The organism is Anabaena sp. AL93 (assembly GCF_001672085.1).
Lineage (GTDB): Bacteria > Cyanobacteriota > Cyanobacteriia > Cyanobacteriales > Nostocaceae > Dolichospermum > Dolichospermum heterosporum.
Map to the genome: position 1 here is coordinate 1 of NZ_LJOU01000005.1, position 21,566 is coordinate 21,566.

Genomic DNA, 21,566 nt, shown 5'->3' on the forward strand with positions numbered 1-21,566 from the left:
GATTTTGAGTTGTGTCCTGCTTTAGAGTAGGTTGCTTTTCTAGGCTCTGTTTCACCGTAGGAACTCCCCGTTAACGCCAAGTGTCACCCCACAACTGATGTCTGATTGCGTCTTCCAGCTTCGACCTCCCGATACCGAGTCGGGTCATCGTGGGCAGATAGGGAGTCATACCTGAGTCTGGTAGATGGGACTTACACCCATATCCGACCGAGAGTTCAACCTCTTTCCATGATTGGATTAGGTTGGTTGGCTTATGTACGGACTGATTACCGTGATTCAGCTAACAACGAATCGCACCCACTTCCTCTAACATACCTCTAAGATACAGGGTTGGGTTGAAGCATGAAACCCAACAAATGCGTTGGGTTGCGCTGTCGCTTAACCCAACCTACATTCTAACCCTCTTTTTGTTCTTGGAAAAACTTCTGATCAATAGTTTTCCTATATTCTCTATTAGCAGAAGTAGCCATTATATGATAGTCAACTGAATTATCCACAAAGGGGACAGTTAACTTAAATGTACCATCAGGATTGACCTTGACTTTTTGACCATCAATAGTGACATTTGCACCTGCTTCTGTAGCACCATGAAGAACCAATTCTGTATCAACGATAACCCAGAAATCTGTACTGGGACGACTAAAAATACGAACTGTTCCAGAACGCGCTAAACACAACCACTGATTATCACGATTCACATAACCGATTTCTGTCATGTAGTCCCGTTCACCTTTGGAAATAGGTACATAACGATCATTGATTGCGGTTTCACATTCGTATTGTGCATCGAACTGAGGACGCTGATAGCTCAGATCAAGATTGGTAACATCATAGACGCGGATAGCCAACATGGTAAATCCTTGATTGTGTAATGCTTGTTGATGATCTTCAGAAATATACCAAGATAGGTAAGCCCATTTGGGAGTGCGGGGTGTGAAAATAATTCTAGTATTTCCAGTCGCATTGATGGGATTAATATTAGTCCAGGCTTCTATCTCAGCATCTAATTCCATTGCTATAGCTTCATTTGTAGCTGGAAGAGGCAAGGGAGTAGGATATATCTCTTCTTCTATTTCCGCGGTATTGAAGGTAATTTCACTAGTAATGGCGTTTAAAGCCTCCCCTAACTCGAATGGCAAGTCAGATGATAAATCAGATAATAAATCTTGAGTTTGTGGTGATTGGCTGACTGGTTGAGGTGCTTGGGTTAGGTTGAGAACTTCTGTTATGCTGTTATCTGACTTAACTGGTGTGGAGGTAATACCAAGTAATTCTGATAAGGATGTAATCTTTTGATTAGATTTAATTACAGGCGTTTCTGGTGCTTCTAATGGAATATTACTGACTTCATTGCTGGAAATATCTGCATTAATTGGCTGGTGGTGAATATTCGGGATTTGTGGAAAGTAACTATTGACGACAATAACAGGGTCTTCTGTCTCCCAAGCAACTTCATCATAGTTGAGATCAAGATTAATTTCAGACATTTCCTGAATTTGATTATTGGGGTAAGTTGTCTGTGGTACATCTATAATGGCTATATTACTCACTGACGTTATTTCCTGGTTATCATCATCTTTGTGGTAATTTGCACCATTAAGTCCATTACCATTACTATTCCCATTACTATTTAATATTGATGCAAATGCTTCTGAATCTGACCGAGTAAACATTGTCTCTGGAAGAGAATCACTTTCTTGATTTGAGGATGTCTGTGCTTTTTCAATCGGTAGCGAAGCGCTGCTGGTAACTGTTCGCTTTCTTCTTCTCAACCACAATGGCAAAAAGCTACTGAATCCCGCAATTAGTAATAAAGGCATTAGTAATAAAAACCTCATATTTTTGGTAATCATGGAGGGATTATCAAAGAGGTTTATCAACTGTATTTCCCTTCTAGCGTCTTGAGGTTCGGGTATAACTAATTTTTCAGGCGTTGGTGTTACTAAAGATGGACTTTGAGAAACGGAAGGAGTTACTGTGGGGGTGGCTGTAGGTATTTCTGAAGGAGTTGTTAAAGGAATTTCTGAAGGGGTGGTGGTAGAGATATTAGCCACAGGCAGAGACATAGTTTGTATGGATATGGCTGCAATAGCAATTGCTTCTGCTTCTTTAGCCGCTTTTATAGACTCTTCTCCTGGTTTAGCTAAAACAAAACCTAGAAAATCTCTAACTTTAGGACTGGGATTTTCTTTATAAACGTAAACAAAAGACTGGAAAAAAGGATATTTAGAATTATCTGGCAAAAAATCTTGTACTTTTAATACCCGCACATCCGGTAGTTTAGAAATTTGACTTGCTAACACATAGCTAATGCCGTCATTACTTAATTCTTTAACAATGTTAGGTGTGTCGTCTTTCACCAGTTGCACCGCATTAGTACCTGTCAATACTTGTCTAGACTTGAATACTGAATACTCACTAAAGGAATTACGAGTATCACTATCGAAGGGACGATCTATAAATCTAATTTTACCTTTGGCATTTCCCAATTCTGACCAATCTGTAATTTCTCCTCGAAAAATCTTAGCAAATTGCTCAGTAGTCAAACCATCATAGAAGGGATTATTCATACCAACAATGATGGCAATTTTTTCTTGACGCACTAGCACCTCTTTTAGACCTTGTGCTTTTTCTTCTGGAGTGAGTTTGCGACCAAGGGATGCTAGATCAGCTTTACCATCTAAAACCGCTTTTACAGCATCTTCATTGCCGTTAATTGCAATTTCTACTTTAGTTCCCGAAAACTGGGTTTCAAAGTTTTCTTTTAAGCGTTGGTTGACAAGTAGGGAGTTACGAGAACTATCAACTTTAACTACAGTCCCATTTTCTACTTTTTCTGGTAGGGGAAAATCTGGAGTCTCATTCTTGGATTCTGCTTGGATGGGTAGGGAAATTAAGAAATTTGCTACCATTGGACTGGTAACTATAGCCATTACTAAGGCCAGTTTGATAATTACAGGATTTTTTTGTTGTTGTTGCCACATATATCTCTGATTTAGCTAATATAAATGAACTACTCGCCAATAATCAAAATATTATTTGATTGAGTAATGCTTTGTCCAAATTGGAAAAAGCCTTGATTTGTAGGTTAAATTGTTCGCCTTAGCGTTGCCCAGCCATAGCATGAAACTTAAAAAATGCGTTAAGTTACGCTTTGGCTTAACCCAACCTACAGAAAATGGCTAAGGTATTGATTGAGAAGATGGGTTAATTATACAGCGTGAGTTATTTTTATCTGTAATAACACAAGTGATTAAATTAAAACAGGAATTAGGAGTAATCAGGAGGAATCAGCAGGGATTTAGCAATTCTCAATCTAAACTCCTAGACGAAGGTGCAATGAATACAGTATTTATAATTGCGCTTTACATTTAACTAAAGTTTTATTGTAACTAATCACTACTAAGTCAAAGATGTGCTATAACCCCAAAGGAACTCCACAAAAAGAAATGCCAATTTTCCAAAATATGTCTCAATACCTTGTCCAAATTAGAAAAAGCCTTGATTTGTAGGGTTACAGTCATTGCGAGCGAAGGGAAGCAATCACAACCCTTGGAATTGCTTCATTTCACTTCGTCCCATATGGCTAACGCCACGCAACGCTTACGCAATGACATTGTGTAATTAATTCTGTCTCACGACTTATTGGTTATATATAAATTTTCAAGTATACAATTTGATCATACGATTAAGATTTAAACAATAAGTAGGTGAGCGTTGAAAATTGTCGTTATGGCAAGGCAAAAGGCAAGAGGCAAGAGGCAAGAGTGAAGAGGGTTTGGGCGATTTTACATTTCTTTACACAGTTTGGTTTTATTGTGTTCACCTACTTATCCCTATTAAGTGGGTGGAGAAAAATTAAAATATATTTCGTTTTGTGAAATAGCTAAAACTGTTCCCTGTTCCCTGCCTTCACAGACAACTTAAGTAGGTGAACATAATTTTGTGGCTTACTCTTAGAGACTTCCAAATAAAAAAATGTCCCAAAACTAACGCAAAAACCCTCCCTATTTCTTCTCTCTCTGTGTTCTCTGTGCCTCTGTGGTTCGTTTGTTCATTTATTTATTGGGATAATTTATTTCCTGGAAGTCCCTTAAAGGTTGTTTGAAAAGTCTTTAATGTATAAATTAACCCCTTATTACCATAGTTTTACTGATATGAAATTAGTTGCAGAAGTATCTATTGATCAGACAAAACCATTAAACCCATTAGTTGATGGACTGAATGAGAAGTTAATTGATTTACCTAGTTTACATCAAATTATTGATTATTCTCCTGTAACTATTGGTCATGATAGTTATGTAATGGATGCTATTAAATTGATGAATCAGGTTGCAGTTAGTCATTTAACCCAAGAGGCAAAAGACTATGTTTTGGTGGTAGAGGGCAAGAAATTACAAGGAATTTTGACGATTAAGGATGTACTAAGGGTAGTTGCCTCAAATACTAACCTATCAGCAGTGAAAATGGCGGATGTGATGAATCAGCCACCAATTACCCTCAAAAAATCAGATTCTGAGCATATTTTAACCGTGTTGGCACTTTTAAATCAGCATGATATTCAACATTTACCTATAGTAGATGACGAAGACAACTTAATTGGTATTGTCCATGAAAAAGACTTATTACAAAGCTTAAATATAGAAAAAATAGTGGGTGTGATTGAGGCATTACAGGAAAATCTCGGAGATTCTAATACAAAACACACAGCAATTAATCAAGAATTAGAAGTAATTCGCTGGCAAACTTATAATTATTTACAACAATGGGTGAAAGAAGAGGTTGCTGATAGTGTAGAAATTAATCTGCAACTTCAGGAAACCTTAGAAGAACTGCAAATTGCAGAAGAAGAACTGCGGCAACAAAATGAACAATTGATCTATTCTCGTGAAATTACTGAAGCAGAACGGCAGCGTTATCAAAATCTATTTGAATTTGCACCTAATGGTTATTTAGTAACTGATAGTTTAGGTATAATTCAGCAAGCTAATTATGGAGCAGCATCCCTATTATCTGTACGTCAAAATTATCTGATTGGCAAGCCATTAGTGGTGTTTATTGTTGCAAAACACCGCTTTCAGTTCGTAGCCCAGTTAAAAAAAATACAGCATATACAGGAATGGGAAATAGATTTCCAGTCTCGCAAAGGTTCGCTATTTTCTGCTAGTGTCAGAGTAAATCCTATATCTGATAGTGAAGGTAAAAGAACCGGGTTATTGTGGTCAATAACTGATATTAGCGAACAGCAAGCTGCACTGCGTGAACGCCAAAAATTAGAAGCAGCGCTCCGTCAAAATAGCGATGTTTTGGAAACCAGGGTAAAAGAACGCACGGCAGAATTAGTGATTGCTAATGAGCGATTGCAACAGGAAATCGTGGAACGAGAAGAGATTCAAGATTCCTTACAAGAAAGTGAAGCCCGACTCACATTGGCACTGGAAGCAGGTAAAATTGGAATCTGGGATTGGCATATCCAAACCAATAAAACTCTCTGGTCTCCTAATTTGGGTTTAATGTATGGTTTACCTATTGATACTCTATCTCCTAATTGTGAAGACTTTCTCAAGTTAGTCTATCCTGAAGACCGTGAGCGGTTTCAAAAATGTGTGAGTACCTCTATTGAGAAAAAAGTTGATTTTGTCTGTGAGTATCGGATAGTTGGTGGTGATAGTAGTCTAAATTGGTTGATTTCTAGGGGAAAAGTTTACTGTAATGAAAATGGTGAACCGATGCGGATGATTGGTACTACTAGAGATATTTCTGAACGGAAGGCAACTGAACAGCAAATCTCTGAACAAGCTGCCCTTTTAGATATTGCAACTGATGGAATTTTTGTCCGTGATTTTCAAGCCCAGATTCTTTTTTGGAATCAGGGTGCAGAGAAGATATATGGGTGGAAAAGTCAGGAGGTTTTAGACAAGAATCCCAAGGATATTTTTTATGATTCAACTTCCCATGAGCAAGAGATAATTCCTCTGCAAACTGTAGTGAGATTGGGAAGTTGGCAGGGTGAATTACGCAAACGTACACAATCGAATCAACTAATTATTGTTCAAAGCCGTTGGACATTGATGTTAGATGGTGATGGACAACCTAAATCTATTCTCACGGTAGATACTGATATTACTGAAAAGAAAAGACTAGAAGAGCAGTTTTCCCGCGCTCAACAGATGGAAATTCATGCTAAAAGAATGGAAAGTATTGGGACTTTAGCTGGTGGGATTGCTCACAATATCAATAATCATTTAACACCGATTTTAGGATATGCTCAATTGCTTAGAAGTAAACCTTTGTTAGATAAAGATAATTGTTTGCCAATGCTAACAACTATTGAGAATAATGCTAAAAAAGGGGCAGCTTTGGTAAGACAACTTTTATCTTTTGCTAAGGGAGTAGAGATTCAATATACAATTATTCAGATTAGTGATTTGATTAGGGATACTATTCAGATGGCTAAGGAAACATTTTCTTTTCCTCAATCTATCATATTTTTCACCGATCTCCCGCCAAAATTATGGACGGTATCTGGGGATAAGAATGAACTGGAACAGGTATTAATTAACTTAATGGTTAATGCTGGTCATGCTATGCCTAATGGTGGCAATCTGTCTATTTCTGCGGAAAATTTGTATATTAGTGAAGAGATGAGACGGATAAATCATTATGCTGGTGTGGGAAATTATATTGTGATTACCGTGGAAGATACGGGGACGGGGATGCCACCGGAAATATTAGAAAGAATATTTGAGCCATTTTTTACTACTAAGGATATTGGCAAGGGAACAGGATTAGGACTATCAACAGTGCTAGGAACGATTAAAAGTCACAAGGGTTTTATTAATGTTGATAGTGAAGTGGGGAAAGGCAGTAAATTTAAAGTATTTTTACCATCGGTAAATCAGGAAGTTATCGCTTTAGAACCGGATTATGGGGAAATGTATCCAGGACGGGGAGAGTTAATTTTGGTGGTAGATGATGAACCCCAAGTGCTGGAAGTTACGAAAAATATTTTAGAAAGTTACAATTATCAAACTATTACTGCTAAAAATGGGATGGAGGCGATCGCTATTTATGCACGGTACAAACAGCAAATTAGAGCAGTGTTGATGGATATGATGATGCCAGAAATGGATGGAAGTTCTGCTATCTCCAATTTGAAAAAAATCAATCCTCAAGTCAAAATAATTGCTTGTAGTGGACGTAATATCCAAAATATGCTGGAACCAAGTAATGAAAATCAAGTTCCTGCGATTTTATTAAAACCCTACACTAATCAAGAATTACTGGAAACATTGAGTTATGTACTGAAGTGAGGAGTCAGGAGGTAGGGGCGCAGGGACTGCGCCCAGTCAGCCCAGTCAGGAGAAATGAAAAAAAATTACCAATTACCAATATTTGAGTATTTTGAACAGATTTTTAGGGATAGTAGCACTTATGCTCATAGAATTGACCGATTCATGAGACTTTTATTCTTTCCTGGCAAATCTATGACACCTCAAGAATTTTTAGCAAAGTTGGCAACAGCCCCAACAGACCCCGAAAAACTGGTAATTTTTGCAGAATACTTGGATACAAATGCCTTAGACTATGCCACAACACCAAGATGGAGAAGTCTTTCTTATAGTAACGAAATTGAAATGGCACTGAAAAATGTGGCTTTTCATTTAGAAGCGCTCGCTGAAGTTGAGTAATACGTAAGGGAGTGGGGGGAGTTGGGGGAGTTGGGGAGATTATTTATCTTTCTATTACCCATTACCCATTACCCATTACCCATTACCTGTCACCTTATTCACCAATATATATACCTAAAGACCGAGCGGTTTGGACTAAATCACCTTGAGGATTAACAAGAGAGGGATTATTATCTATCACGGCTTGAATGGGGAAAGTGACAACCTTTCCATTTTGCCAAGCTAACATTTGATCATATTGATTTTGGGCAATTAAATCAATGGCAACTTTACCAAACATGGTAGCTGTGAGACGGTCTAAAGCTGAGGGGATACCGCCGCGCTGAATATGTCCTAATACAGAAACTCTGGTATCAATCAGGTGATGACTACAATTGGCAATTTTTTCGGCAATATATTGACCTTGACCACATTTAGCAGTTGTGCAAGTAGAAGGATTATTGGCATCTTCTGTACAAACAGATATACCTTCAGCAACAACTATAATGGCGAATTTTTTTTGCCACTGTTCGCGTAATTCGGTCAGATGATTACATATTCCTTGAATAGTATAGGGGACTTCGGGAATTAAAATCACATCAGCGCCGCCGGCAATTCCTGAGTGTAAAGCCAAGTGTCCAGCGTTGCGTCCCATAACTTCGATAATCATTACCCGGTCATGACTAGCAGCGGTAAATATGAGTCGGTTAATGGCATCAACAATGGTATTAACTGCCGTATCAAAGCCGATTGCACGTTCTGTAAAGGCGACATCATGATCAATGGTTTTGGGGATAGCAATTAAATTCCAATTACCTAAAACTGATAGTTGATGAATAATATCTAAACTACCATCTCCACCGACAATAATTAAAGCATCTAAAGCGATCGCTTCATAGCCGGCTAATATTTCATCAGCATGAGCTAAAGTATCTCCTTTATTAATACTACCTAAAACCGTTCCCCCCATATTTAGCAAAGGGTCAATGCCGCGTAAATCCCAACCATGTATACTTAACGGCACTGTTTTCCGTTCTAGCAACCCTTGGGTGGCGTAAGGGATACCCACTACCTGCCAATCATAAGTCCGTGTGGCATGACTCACAGCCGCGCGAATCACACAATTTAGCCCAGGACAATCACCACCACTGGTAAGAATACCGATACGTTTTTTCATAAGTAGGGGCGCAGGGTCTGCGCCCAGTCAGGAGTCAGGACTAAGATGGTGTATAAACTCTACCCGAATCCGGGTTATAGGTTTGCAAAGCTTTCATATATTGAGCGCGTTCAAAAGCACTAGGATTAGGACATTTTAACTGGCTCATAGTACCTTGCATTTGCTTGACAGATTCATATTCATGTATTTTCATCCATTCCCGTAGGTCTTTTTCTAAACACTGAATATGGTTAATTCCCTCTCGTAATAATACAGAACACAACATAGTTATATTTGCTCCCACCATTAACATTTTGATCACATCATAGGCATTATGAATACCGCTAGTTGCAGCCAAACTACCCTGAATATGACCATAGAGAATGGCTATCCAGCGCAGGGGTAAACGCATGGCTTGGGGGGTACTTAAAAGTACATGAGGTTCGACTTCTAAATTTTCTAAATTAATATCTGGTTGATAAAACCGATTAAATAATACTAATCCATCAGCCCCGGCATGATCTAAACGTTTAGCGATATTTGCAGTATTAGTAAAGTAAGGACTGAGTTTTACGGCTACAGGAATAGTAACGGCGGCTTTAACAGATGTGAGAATATCAAGATAATTTTGCTCGATATCATGACTACTTAAATCTGGGTTAGTGGGAACATAGTAAATATTTAATTCTAGTGCTGATGCTCCTGCTTCTTGCATGAGTTTACCATATTTAGTCCAACCACCGACGGAACAACCATTCAAACTAGCAATAATAGGAATATCCACTTTTTCCTTAGCTTTGCGAATATGGTCTAAATATTCTTCTGCTCCGACTCGGAATTTAGCAATATTTGGGAAATAGGTTAAAGCTTCTGCAAAACTTTCTGTACCATGGCTTAAATGATGATAAAGTGCGGATTCTTCTAAAGTTAATTGTTCTTCAAATAGCGAGTGCATAACAACAGCACCTGCACCTGCATCTTCCATTAATTTAATATTATCAATGTCTTCGGAAAGTGGAGACGCGGAGGGAATTAGGGGAGATTTTAATTCTAAACCTAAATATGTGGTAGTTAAGTTCATAAATTTGGTAATGGGTAATTTTTTCTTTCTGTCTCCTGACTCCTGATATTAATTCAATTAAGATAAGTAGGTTGGCGTTGAAAATTGTCGTTATGGCAAGGCAAAAGGCAAGAGGCAAGAGGCAAGAGTGAAGAGGGTTTGGGCGATTTTACGTTTCTTTACACAGTTTGGTTTTATTGTGTTCACCTACTTAAATGAACCACAGAGGCACAGAGGACACAGAGACAGAAAATCTCAAAAAATTTGGCGCATTTTCACAAAGAAACGGTATGACTCGTAATTTAGCTTTATTGTAATTTCCTGGCGGCTAAATATTGGTACATTTGCCAACGGGTGTTAACATCGAGTTGGGCTTCTTTGAGGAGTTCTTTTGCTGTTTCTGAGTTAATTTTGGTTAACATTTTGAAACGGTTTTCCATGTACATGGAATTTTCTATTGGTATGTGAGGGGTGCGAGAATCGAGTTGTAAGGGGTTTTCTCCCTGTTTAATGCGGTCGGGGTGATAGCGATATAATAACCAGCGTCCAGAGTCTACAGCAGCTTTTTGATTTTGCATGGCTGTACTCATGTTGATACCGTGAGCAATACAATGACTGTAGGCAATAATTAATGATGGACCTTCGTAAGCTTCGGCTTCTAAGAAAGTTTTCAGGGTTTGTTCATCTTTTGCGCCCATTGCTACACTAGCAACATAAACATTACCGTAGGTCATAGCGATTAAACCTAAGTCTTTCTTGGTTGTAGGTTTACCACCTGCTGCGAATTTTGCCACTGCACCTTTAGGGGTAGATTTGGACATTTGACCGCCAGTATTAGAGTAAACTTCTGTGTCTAAGACGAGAATATTAATGTTGCGTCCACTAGCGATTACATGATCTAATCCACCATAACCAATATCATAAGCCCAACCATCACCACCAATGATCCAAACGCTTTTTTTCACTAAATAATCAACGAGGGATTGAAGATTTTTGAACGCAGATAAACGCAGATAAACGCTGATAGAATCCTCTTTCATCTGCGTTAATCTGTGTTCATCTGCGGTGATAATTTCTTTTAATTTTCCTTTGAGAATAGCAATTCGTTCTCGTTGAGAGTAAATATCGGATTCGTCTTTTTGTTCAGCGTTGAGGATTTCTGAGACTAAGGTTTCACCTATGTGGGGTGCAAGTTGTTGGAGTAAATAAGCGGCAAATTCGGCTTGTTTATCTATGGAAACGCGGAAACCTAAGCCAAATTCGGCGTTATCTTCAAATAGACTGTTAGACCATGCTGGACCCCTACCTGCGGCGTTTTTTGTCCAAGGTGTGGTGGGTAAGTTACCACCATAGATAGAGGAACAACCGGTGGCGTTGGCAACGATCATGCGATCGCCAAATAATTGTGTTACAAGTTTAATATAAGGTGTTTCTCCACATCCAGCACAAGCACCAGAAAACTCAAATAATGGTTCTTGCATCTGTTGTTGATTAATATGATTTAACTTTAAATTCCGTCTATCTGGGTTAGGAAGATTTAAGAAGAAATCCCAGTTTTCTCGTTCTTGTTCTCGCAATGGTTTTTGTGCTGCCATATTAATGGCTTTTTTGCGCGGTTCGGCTTTATTTTTGGCGGGACAAACATCAACACAAATACCGCAACCTGTACAATCTTCTGCTGCTACTTGAATGGTAAATTTTAAATCATGCCAATCATGTTCTTTTGCATTGACACTTTTAAAAGTTGTTGGGGCATTTTCTAATTCTTCTGGTGCATATACTTTAGCGCGAATGACACTATGGGGACACACCATCACACATTTACCACATTGAATACAAACGTCAGCATCCCAAACCGGAATTTCTTCAGCAATATTGCGTTTTTCCCATTTAGATGTTCCTGTGGGATATGTACCATCTACAGGTAATGCACTCACAGGTAAATCATCACCTTCACGGACTATCATTTTCCCTAATACATCGCGGACAAATGCAGGTGCATTATTGAGAATAGGTGACAGGTGACAGGTGACAGGTGACAGTTCTTTAGCTGTAATTTCATAGAGATTTTCCAAGGTTTTATCAACGGCTTGAATATTCATTTGTACGATTTCTTCGCCTTTTTTACTGTAGGCTTTACAGATAGATTTTTTAATTTGATCTATAGCTTCTTCCCTTGGTAAAACACCAGAAACAGCAAAGAAACAAACCTGCATAACTGTGTTAATATGTCCACCCATTCCCGCTTCACGGGCGACTTTATAGGCATTAATGACATAGAATTTGAGATTTTTGTTAATTATCTCTGTTTGCATTGTCAAAGGTAATTTATCCCAAACTTCATCTTTGTGATAATGTGAATTTAATAAGAATGTCCCACCAGGAATAATATCTTTTAATATCGAGAATTGTTCTACAAAGTCCCATTGGTGACAAGCGACAAAATTAGCTTTAGTAATTAAATAAGTAGAATGAATTGGTTCAGAACCAAAGCGCAAATGAGAGACTGTCACAGAACCAGACTTTTTAGAATCGTAAACAAAATAACCTTGGGCATAATTATCTGTTTCTTCCCCAATAATTTTAATTGAGTTTTTATTTGCCCCCACTGTACCATCTGCACCCAAACCGTAGAAAATTGCCCTAACTATATTGTCGGCTTCTATATTAAATTCGGGATTATATGTTAAACTGTTATGAGTAACATCATCATTAATCCCCACAGTAAAATGATTTTTTGGTTTCTCCACATCTAAATTATCAAATACCGCTTTTACCATTGCTGGTGTAAATTCTTTAGATGATAAACCATATCTACCTCCCACAACTTTAATTTTGTGAAGTTGGTTTTCTGCCAAAGCTGTAACTACATCTATATATAAAGGTTCACCAATTGCCCCTGGTTCTTTTGTTCTATCTAAAACGGCAATTATTCGGGTTGTTTTGGGCAGAGAATTAATAAATCTTTGGGTGTCAAAGGGACGATATAATCTAACTTTGATAATTCCCACTTTTTCACCTTGTTGATTGAGATAATCTACGGTTTCATGAACTGTTTCGCAACCAGAACCCATGAGAATAATTATTTTTTCTGCTTCTAAATGTCCATGATAATCAAATAGTTGATATTGTCTCCCCGTCATTGCGGCAAATTCATCCATTACCTGTTGAGTAATATCTGGACAAGCGAGATAAAAAGAGTTTACTGTTTCTCTAGCTTGAAAATAAACATCAGGGTTTTGCGCCGTTCCTCGTAATACCGGGTTATCAGGTGTTAAAGCCCGTGAACGATGGGCAATTACTAAGTCTAAAGGAATAAATTTTTGTAAGTCTTCAGTTGTTAATATTTCTATTTTATTGACTTCGTGGGAAGTGCGAAACCCATCAAAAAAGTGTAAGTAAGGAATACGAGATAATAAAGTTGCTTTTGTGGAAATTAGGGCAAAATCATGGGCTTCTTGCACAGAAGCAGCACACAACATGGCAAAACCAGTAGTTCTTGCGGCCATGACATCACTATGATCTCCAAAAATGGATAAAGCCTGGGCTGCAAGCGATCGCGCCGCAATATGAAATACTGTAGGTGTAAGTTCACCGGCAATTTTGTACATATTTGGTAGCATCAACATTAACCCCTGAGATGCTGTAAATGTGGTTGTCAGTGAACCCGTTTGTAAAGCCCCATGTACAGCACCCGCAACCCCCCCTTCACTCTGCAACTGTACCACCGCAGGAACAGTTCCCCAGATGTTCGGTTTTCCCTCACTCATCCAAGTATCAGACCATTCCGCCATCGGTGAAGATGGTGTAATCGGGTAAATGGCAATAACTTCGTTTAATTGGTAAACGACTTTAGCCACAGCTTCATTACCATCTATAGTTGCAAAGGTTTTCATTTTTATATTCCTTAACCTTAAATAACTACCAAAACATACAGTCAGGAGGTAGGGGCGCAGGCCCTGCGCCCAGTCAGGATTCAGGAGTAAAACTAGCTTGCTGTCTGGCTTTGAACTTAAATCCTCTACCTCATTAATCTGTAATCTGCTGTAGATCATTCAATAATTAGGCGTTGCTGATTAAGGGTATGAATTTTAGTCTCACGCAAAGGCAAACGTAAGAGTTTTAAAGGTTCAATTTGGGAATTTCATACCTCAATTCAGCAACCCCAATAATTATAGGATAGTTCTTGAAAAATCTCCCCATACTAAATGTAGCATGGGGCTAGATAGGAACAAAATCCCAAATTAGAGACTTCCAAATAAAAAAATGTCCCAAAACTGATGCAGAAATTCTCTCTCTGTGTACTCTGTGCCTCTGTGGTTCGTTTCTTAGGATAATTTATTTCTTGGAAGTCTCTTATTAGTTTTAGGGAATAACTTTCTGCTGAGTTACTCTACCTTTTGGCTTAGAGGTTGTTTGAAAACTTTTTCGTGTGGGATCTGACACCCGCAGATCCCCCTAAATCCCCCTTAAAAAGGGGGACTTTGAGGAATTTAGCCCCCCTTTGTAAGGGGGGTTGGGGGGATCTCGATTAATTCTGATACTTTTCAAACATCCTCTTAGTAATTGACATGAATCTTTGTAAATATGACTATTCACAAAAGACTCAAATATCTGCTTTTGGTTTACTAGCTGTTCCAGAACCTTGACGGTTTTCTTTAATTAATCGGCTGTAAGTCCGTTGAGGGATATAGTGAATTGGATTGTAATCAATACAACGTAAAATCAGCACACAAGCCCAAGAATACCGTCCATCAGCAATAGCTTCAATGATATGATTGAACTGTTCGGGAGTGATGGCACTATGAAAATCGTTCTGAGCAGAAGAAGCTTGATAGTTCATAACTAACCCTGATCTAATCTTGTAGGATTGAAAGTTAATAATTCGTAAATATTCAGAACAGACAATCTTTTTAGTCCAAACTAATCAGACTTTTATAGTCAAGTTTAGGAGTTCTACTCCTGATTTGACAAGCCTTTTAAGTCCTGACTTTTGATCTCCTAAATTCCGAATAATAGGGAGAAATCAAGGGGATATTTGGGCAATCACAGCAATATATACAGATGATATGCACAGGATTTAATTCTCTTGGTGAATAACTTCGATATCTAAATTCGAGTATAGCGATAACTTACCGATTAAATATCAATGTTATTTGTGGTTATAGGAGAATTTTATTAATTTTCTGTGAGGTTTAGTGAGCAGTGCTATCCATTCAATTAGTGATATCTCATTGGCAATTTGTAATCTAAATAGATTAAATCCTGTAATTTTTGAGTGTATAAATTGAAAAAATCACTGAACACATTACCCTTGTGTTAGTAAAAATACAGGTAAATTTCTAGCATTGTATGCCCAGGTTGGTTATTTGGTAAAAAATAGGAAATACAGATATTCGTATTATGACACTATTTAAATAGTCATACAACATTGAGATATTTCCTGTCTATGGTTTTGTAAATACTCCTTGTGACACTATTATATGCAGAATACTATGTTTCCCGTAACTAGTGAGCCAAATTGGCACTTTGTTTATATAAATACTACAGAAAATATCGGTTACAAATTACGAATTAAATGACTATTTAAATACTGTCACAAGGGGTATTTACAAAACTGTAGGTAAAATGTACTTCAGTGTTGCATGACTATCTGAATACTGTCACAAGCAGTGTTTACAAAGCATTAAATCAAAATTGATTTAGCGTGTATGACTATTCAAATAGTGGCACAAGGGATATTTACAAAATTAAATCTGGCATAAGGTCACAAATTCATTTTCAATTTTTTGGCTAGATTAGTTACACCTCATCACGACATACTCAACCTACAAAATTCGTTGAGGATATGAGTATTCATGTTTTGCTGAATTGAGTAATATTTGTATATGTAATATTTAATTCTTATTTTAATGGACTCTTAAAGAAGTGTCACAAGTAAGATTTACAAAATGGTAATTAATATACTTCAGAACTATGCTGTAGCGAATAGATATTTCTCTATCTATAAGATGATTTTAGGGTTCATCCTTTAGTTAGAAGTAAATGATTGAGTAACTTATTTACGATTAACTTGGCACAGCATATCAATAATTCTGACTTTCGCTAGAGTTTGGTAATATAAAATGTATAAATTAGCGCAAACTATTGTTAACAGTGATGAAAAAAATGCTTTAGGTGAGTTTATCTTAGGATTGGGTAATAATCATAAACGTTACTTTCTAAGAAACGAGATTTTACAAGCCTTTGCAGATTATTGTCACCAATTCCAAAAACCTGCTTATTTTTATCACTCTTCCTCACTAGGAACATTTATTCAGTACACCCATGAAATAATTCTGGATAGTGAAAATACTTGGTTTGTCCTTAGACCAAAAATTGCGAGTCAAGAAGTATGGTTATTAACCGCTGATTTGACCAAGTTTGACTTAATGACACCCAAAGCATTATTAGATGTGAGCGATCGCTTAGTCAACCGTTACCAACCCCACATTTTAGAAATTGATCTTCATCCCTTTTACCCAGCAGCACCAAAAATTAGTGATTCTCGAAATATCGGACAAGGTTTAACCGTTCTCAATCATTATTTTTGTAATCAATCATTGACAGATCCTGAATATTGGATTGACGCATTATTTCAATCACTACAAAGATTAGAATATAATGGCATCAGCCTATTAATTAGTAATCACATTCATTCAGGATTACAACTAACCAAACAAATCAAACTAGCTTTAGAATTTGTTAGTCACTTATCCCCCGATACACCATACATAAAATTTGGTTTTCATCTCCAATCACTCGGCTTAGAACCAGGTTGGGGTAACAATGCAGCCAGAGTTAGAGAAACCTTAGAACTTCTCGAAAAACTCATGGATAATCCCGAAGCTGCTATTTTAGAAACCTTTGTTTCTCGCATTTGTGCAGTTTTCCGCGTCGTCCTCATTTCCATCCATGGTTGGGTTGCACAAGAAGATGTTTTAGGAAGAGATGAAACATTAGGACAGGTTATTTATGTTTTAGAACAAGCCCGCAGTTTAGAAAACAAAATGCGAGCAGAAATTGAACTTGCAGGTTTAGATACATTAGGAATTAAACCCCATATCATTATATTAACCCGACTGATTCCCAATTGCGAAGGCACATTTTGTAACTTACCATTAGAAAAAGTTGATGGTACAGAAAATGCTTGGATTTTGCGCGTTCCTTTTGTAGAATCTCAACCAGAAATTACCAACAACTGGATTTCTAAATTTGAAATTTGGCCTTACTTAGAAAAATTTGCCCTGGCTGCCGAAACAGAACTTCTAAAACAATTTCAATGCAAGCCAAATCTAATTATTGGTAATTACAGTGATGGTAACTTAGTCGCTTTTATTCTCTCCCGAAAAATGAAAGTTACCCAATGTAATATTGCCCATTCCCTAGAGAAACCTAAGTTTCTATTTAGTAACTTATATTGGCAAGATTTAGAATCACAATATCATTTTTCTGCCCAATTTACCGCTGATTTAATCAGCATGAATGCCGCAGACTTTATCATCACATCGTCCTATCAGGAGATTGTCGGTACACCAGATACAATGGGACAATATGAATCTTATAAATGTTTCACCATGCCCAACTTATATCATGTAATTGATGGCATTGATTTATTTAGTCCTAAATTCAACATGGTTCCCCCAGGAGTTAGTGAAAATATATTTTTTCCCTACAACGAAACAACCAATAGAGAATCCCACCGTCGTCAACATATCCAAAATCTGATTTTTCAGACAGAACACCCACAAATTCTCGGTAAATTAGAACATCCTCATAAAAAACCGATATTTTCTGTTAGTCCTATTACCTCAATCAAAAATCTCACAGGTTTAATTGAATGTTTCGGTAAAAGTCAAGAATTACAAGAACAATGTAACCTAATTTTATTAACCAGTAAACTGCATCCAGATTCAGGAACAAACCCAGAAGAAGTTCAAGAAATAGAAAAAATTCACGCGATTATTCATCAATATCATCTTCACCATAAAATTCGCTGGTTAGGAATGCGTCTTCCTTTAAGCGATATCGCGGAAACCTATCGTGTAATTGCCGATTTTCAAGGAATTTATATTCACTTTGCCCTTTATGAATCCTTTAGCAGAAGTGTTTTAGAAGCAATGATTTCTGGATTACCAACTTTTACAACTCAATTTGGTGGTTCATTAGAAATTATTGAAAATCACAATAAAGGATTTAATCTCAATCCCACAGACCTAGAAGGAACAGCCAAAACAATTACTAATTTCTTAGAAAAATGCCATAATTATCCAGAATATTGGCTAGAAAATTCTCAATGGATGATTGAGCGCATTCGCCATAAATATAACTGGAATTCCCACACAAATCAACTGTTGTTATTAGCCAAAATGTTTAGTTTTTGGAACTTCGTTTATCCCGAAGATAACGAAGCTAGAGATCGTTACATGGAAAGTTTATTTCATCTCCTTTATAAACCTATCGCCGACAATATTTTATCAGAACACATTCATCAGCAAAAATAAAAATTGTAGAGAATTGTAGAAAATTGTAGGTTGGGTAGAACGAAGTGAAACCCAACATTTACAGAAGTTTGTTGGATTTAATTTACAGAAGTTTGTTGGATTTAATTTACAGAAGTTTGTTGGATTTAATTTACAGGAGTTTGTTGGGTTTAATTTACAGGAGTTTGTTGGGTTTCGTGCCTCAACCCAACCTACGTAAATTTTAAATATTAAAAAAACAAAAATAACTAATCCAAAATCATGGATAAAAAAGACCAGTTTCGTAACCTTAGCTATACAGACTGGGTATTAACTGAAACCCAGTTTAATCCCGAATATTTGCACAGCCGAGAAACCATTTTCACCATAGGTAATGGCTATTTAGGCACAAGAGGAACATTTGAAGAAGGCTATCCCCGTGCATTATCAGCGACATTTATTAACGGTGTTTACGATGATGTTCCCGTAGTTTACACCGAACTCGTTAACTGTCCAGATTGGCTACCATTAACAGTTATAATTGAGGGAGAACGCTTTCGCCTTGATCAAGGTAAAACCTTAAAATATCACCGTAAACTAGACTTACATCATGGCATTCTCAGTCGTTGCTTACGTTGGTGTAGTCCCAATGGCAAAGTTATAGATATCCATTTTGAACGCTTTGCTAGTTTAGCTGATCAACATATAGTAGGACAAAGTTGCCAACTAACACCAGTAAATTTTGATGGTTTAATTGAAATTCAAGCAAGTGTAAACAGCTATTCAGAAAATCAAGGATTCAATCACTGGGAAGGATTAGATCAAGGTAAAACTACACAAGGATTCTGGTTGCATAGTCGCACTCGTAATAGCCGCATAGATTTCGGTATAGCGGCAAAAATAAATATTTCGGGAAATAACACAGACTTCCAAATTAATACCACTCCTGGTTATCCTAGCCTGAATGCAACGGTGATAAGTCAATTTCAACAGACGATTACTATAGTAAAGATTGTGAGTATTTTCACATCTAATGAAGTTGCAGAACCAGTTGCAGCCGCTAAAGAAAAACTCGTAAGTTTACCAGATTACATAACCTTAATTGATGCCAATGCCCAAGCCTGGGACACAGTTTGGCAACAAAGTGATATTATTATTGAAGGGGATATTACAGCGGCTTTTGCAGTGCGTTACAATCTGTTTCAGTTACTAATTGCTGCACCTAGAAATAATCATCAAGTTAGTATACCAGCAAAAACCCTATCCGGCTTTGGTTATCACGGTCATATCTTTTGGGATACAGAGATTTTTATTCTGCCATTTTTTACCTTTACCCAACCAAATTTAGCCCGTAATTTACTCAGTTACCGTTATCATACTTTACCAGGAGCGCGACGTAAAGCCGCCCATTATGGGTATCAGGGGGCGATGTTTGCTTGGGAAAGTGCGGTAACTGGAGATGAAGCCACACCGCGCTGGTCACTACGAAGTGACTTTTATGCCGAAGATATCCGTATATGGTGTCGTGATCGAGAAATTCATATTAGTGCGGATATTGCTTACGCCATTTGGTATTATTGGCAAGTGACAGAAGATAATGAGTGGATGCGAGATTATGGTGCGGAAATTATTTTAGATACCGCCATTTTCTGGAGTAGTCGAGTTGAATTTAATCCCCAATTAGAATGTTATGAAATTCGTGGAGTTATTGGTGCAGATGAATATCACGAATCAGTTCATAACAATTGTTTTACAAATCGGATGGTTCAATGGCATTTAGAAAAATCTTTATTCATCTATAATTGGTTGCATTCCACTTTCCCAGAAGTAGCTATAAAACTTGAGCAAAAATTACAAATCACCTCCGAAGTCCTCACACATTGGCGAGGAATGATCGCTAAAATTCTCATTATTCACAACCCAGAAACCTTACTAATTGAGCAATGTGAGGGATTTTTTCAACTAGATGATATTAACTTAGCCGCTTGTGAACCGCGAGAAAAATCCATCCAAACTATTTTGGGGATGGAAAAAACCAATCAAGGACAAGTAATTAAACAACCAGATGTATTAATGCTTCTGTATTTGATGCGAGAATCTGGTGATTTTCCCTACAATCAGTCAGCATTACAGATAAATTGGGACTATTACGCTCCCCGCACAGATATTAGTTATGGTTCTTCCTTGGGACCTGCCATTCACGCCATTTTAGCCGCAGATTTGGGCAAATCACAGGAGGCTTACGAATGCTTTATGCAAGCGGCAATGGTAGATTTAGAAGATAAACGCGGAAATACCCAAGATGGGATACATGGCGCTAGTGCTGGAGGCATTTGGCAAGCTGTAGTATTCGGTTTCGGTGGTATTCAATTTCGGGAAAATGTCCCAGTCGCCCATCCTCACTTACCCCCAACTTGGACAAGGCTGAAATTTAAGTTACAGTGGCATGGTAAATGGCACGAGTTTGATTTGCGTCAGGAATTACCAAAGGCAGGAAAAACTAACATCCGGGGCGTGATTTTTGATTTAGATGGCGTGTTGACTGATACCGCAGAATATCATTACCAAGCTTGGCAAAAGTTAGCTAATGAGGAAGGTTTATTTTTTAATCGAGAAATTAATGAATCCTTGCGGGGTGTATCTCGTCACGCTTCTCTGATGTTGATTATTGGTAATAGAGAATATTCAGAAGTGCAAATTCAGGAAATGATGGCTCGGAAAAATAATTATTATGTAGAACTAATTCATAATATTACACCCGCAGATTTATTACCGGGGGCTGTGGCTTTGTTGGCTGAATTGCATGAAGCTGGGATCAAAATCGCCATTGGTTCTGCTAGTAAAAATGCCCGCATGGTGATTGAAAAATTGGGAATTGGTGATAGGGTAGATGTTGTTACTGATGGTGATACTGTCCAAGCTGCCAAACCAGCACCAGATTTATTTCTTAATGCCGCCAACCAGTTAGGAATTCCCCCAGATGAATGTGTGGTTTTTGAAGATGCAGCCGTAGGTATTACAGCCGCTAAAGCAGCAAATATGTGGGTAGTAGGCTTGGGACCAGAGGAGAGGGTAGGGGATGCTGATGTGGTTTTGCCTAGTTTAGCAGGAGTCAAATGGGATGAACTGATTAAGAATTTGTTTCACGCAGAGGCGCAGAGGCGCAGAGAGTAATGGGA

9 protein-coding genes are annotated in these 21,566 nt (G+C 37.7%); 4 read left to right on the forward strand and 5 right to left on the reverse strand.

Going from position 1 to position 21,566, the window contains the following annotated elements; all coding sequences use genetic code 11:
* Positions 1-395: 395 nt before the first annotated feature.
* Entirely contained in the window at positions 396-2,984 is a 2,589-nt protein-coding gene (locus AN486_RS02190; protein WP_168635407.1) for a substrate-binding domain-containing protein, read from the reverse strand.
* A gap of 1,173 nt (positions 2,985-4,157) precedes the next feature.
* Between AN486_RS02190 and AN486_RS02195 the strand changes: the two genes are divergently transcribed.
* On the forward strand, positions 4,158-7,313 hold the full coding sequence (locus AN486_RS02195) for a PAS domain S-box protein (protein WP_290599024.1): 3,156 nt from the start codon (positions 4,158-4,160) through the stop codon (positions 7,311-7,313).
* A 174-nt stretch (positions 7,314-7,487) separates the two neighbouring features.
* Positions 7,488-7,691, forward strand: a complete 204-nt coding sequence (locus AN486_RS02200) for a hypothetical protein (RefSeq protein ID WP_027403642.1) — start codon at positions 7,488-7,490, stop codon at positions 7,689-7,691.
* A 94-nt stretch (positions 7,692-7,785) separates the two neighbouring features.
* On the opposite strand, the gene AN486_RS02205 is transcribed toward AN486_RS02200, so the two are convergent.
* From AN486_RS02205 to AN486_RS02220, 4 genes are all read right to left on the reverse strand, one after another.
* Positions 7,786-8,847 carry an ATP-dependent 6-phosphofructokinase gene (locus tag AN486_RS02205; RefSeq protein WP_053537697.1) on the reverse strand — a complete coding sequence of 354 codons (1,062 nt, stop codon included), beginning with the start codon at positions 8,845-8,847 and terminating at the stop codon, positions 7,786-7,788.
* Positions 8,848-8,887: 40 nt separating this feature from the next.
* The gene (locus tag AN486_RS02210; protein ID WP_290599029.1) at positions 8,888-9,907 is read right to left on the reverse strand and encodes a dihydroorotate dehydrogenase-like protein; all 1,020 of its coding nucleotides are present in this window, start codon (positions 9,905-9,907) and stop codon (positions 8,888-8,890) included.
* A 287-nt stretch (positions 9,908-10,194) separates the two neighbouring features.
* Complete coding sequence (nifJ, locus tag AN486_RS02215) at positions 10,195-13,788, reverse strand: pyruvate:ferredoxin (flavodoxin) oxidoreductase (RefSeq protein WP_290599083.1); 3,594 nt, start codon at positions 13,786-13,788, stop codon at positions 10,195-10,197.
* Positions 13,789-14,492: 704 nt separating this feature from the next.
* Positions 14,493-14,729 carry a HetP family heterocyst commitment protein gene (locus tag AN486_RS02220; RefSeq protein ID WP_039200363.1) on the reverse strand — a complete coding sequence of 79 codons (237 nt, stop codon included), beginning with the start codon at positions 14,727-14,729 and terminating at the stop codon, positions 14,493-14,495.
* A gap of 1,282 nt (positions 14,730-16,011) precedes the next feature.
* On the opposite strand from AN486_RS02220, the gene AN486_RS02225 reads away from it, so the two are divergent.
* Both AN486_RS02225 and pgmB read left to right on the forward strand, forming a co-directional pair.
* Positions 16,012-18,429, forward strand: a complete 2,418-nt coding sequence (locus AN486_RS02225; RefSeq protein ID WP_290599032.1) for a sucrose synthase — start codon at positions 16,012-16,014, stop codon at positions 18,427-18,429.
* A 240-nt stretch (positions 18,430-18,669) separates the two neighbouring features.
* A complete protein-coding gene (gene pgmB / locus AN486_RS02230) occupies positions 18,670-21,561 on the forward strand; it encodes a beta-phosphoglucomutase (RefSeq protein ID WP_053537694.1) in 2,892 nt (963 codons plus the stop codon).
* Positions 21,562-21,566: the final 5 nt, after the last annotated feature.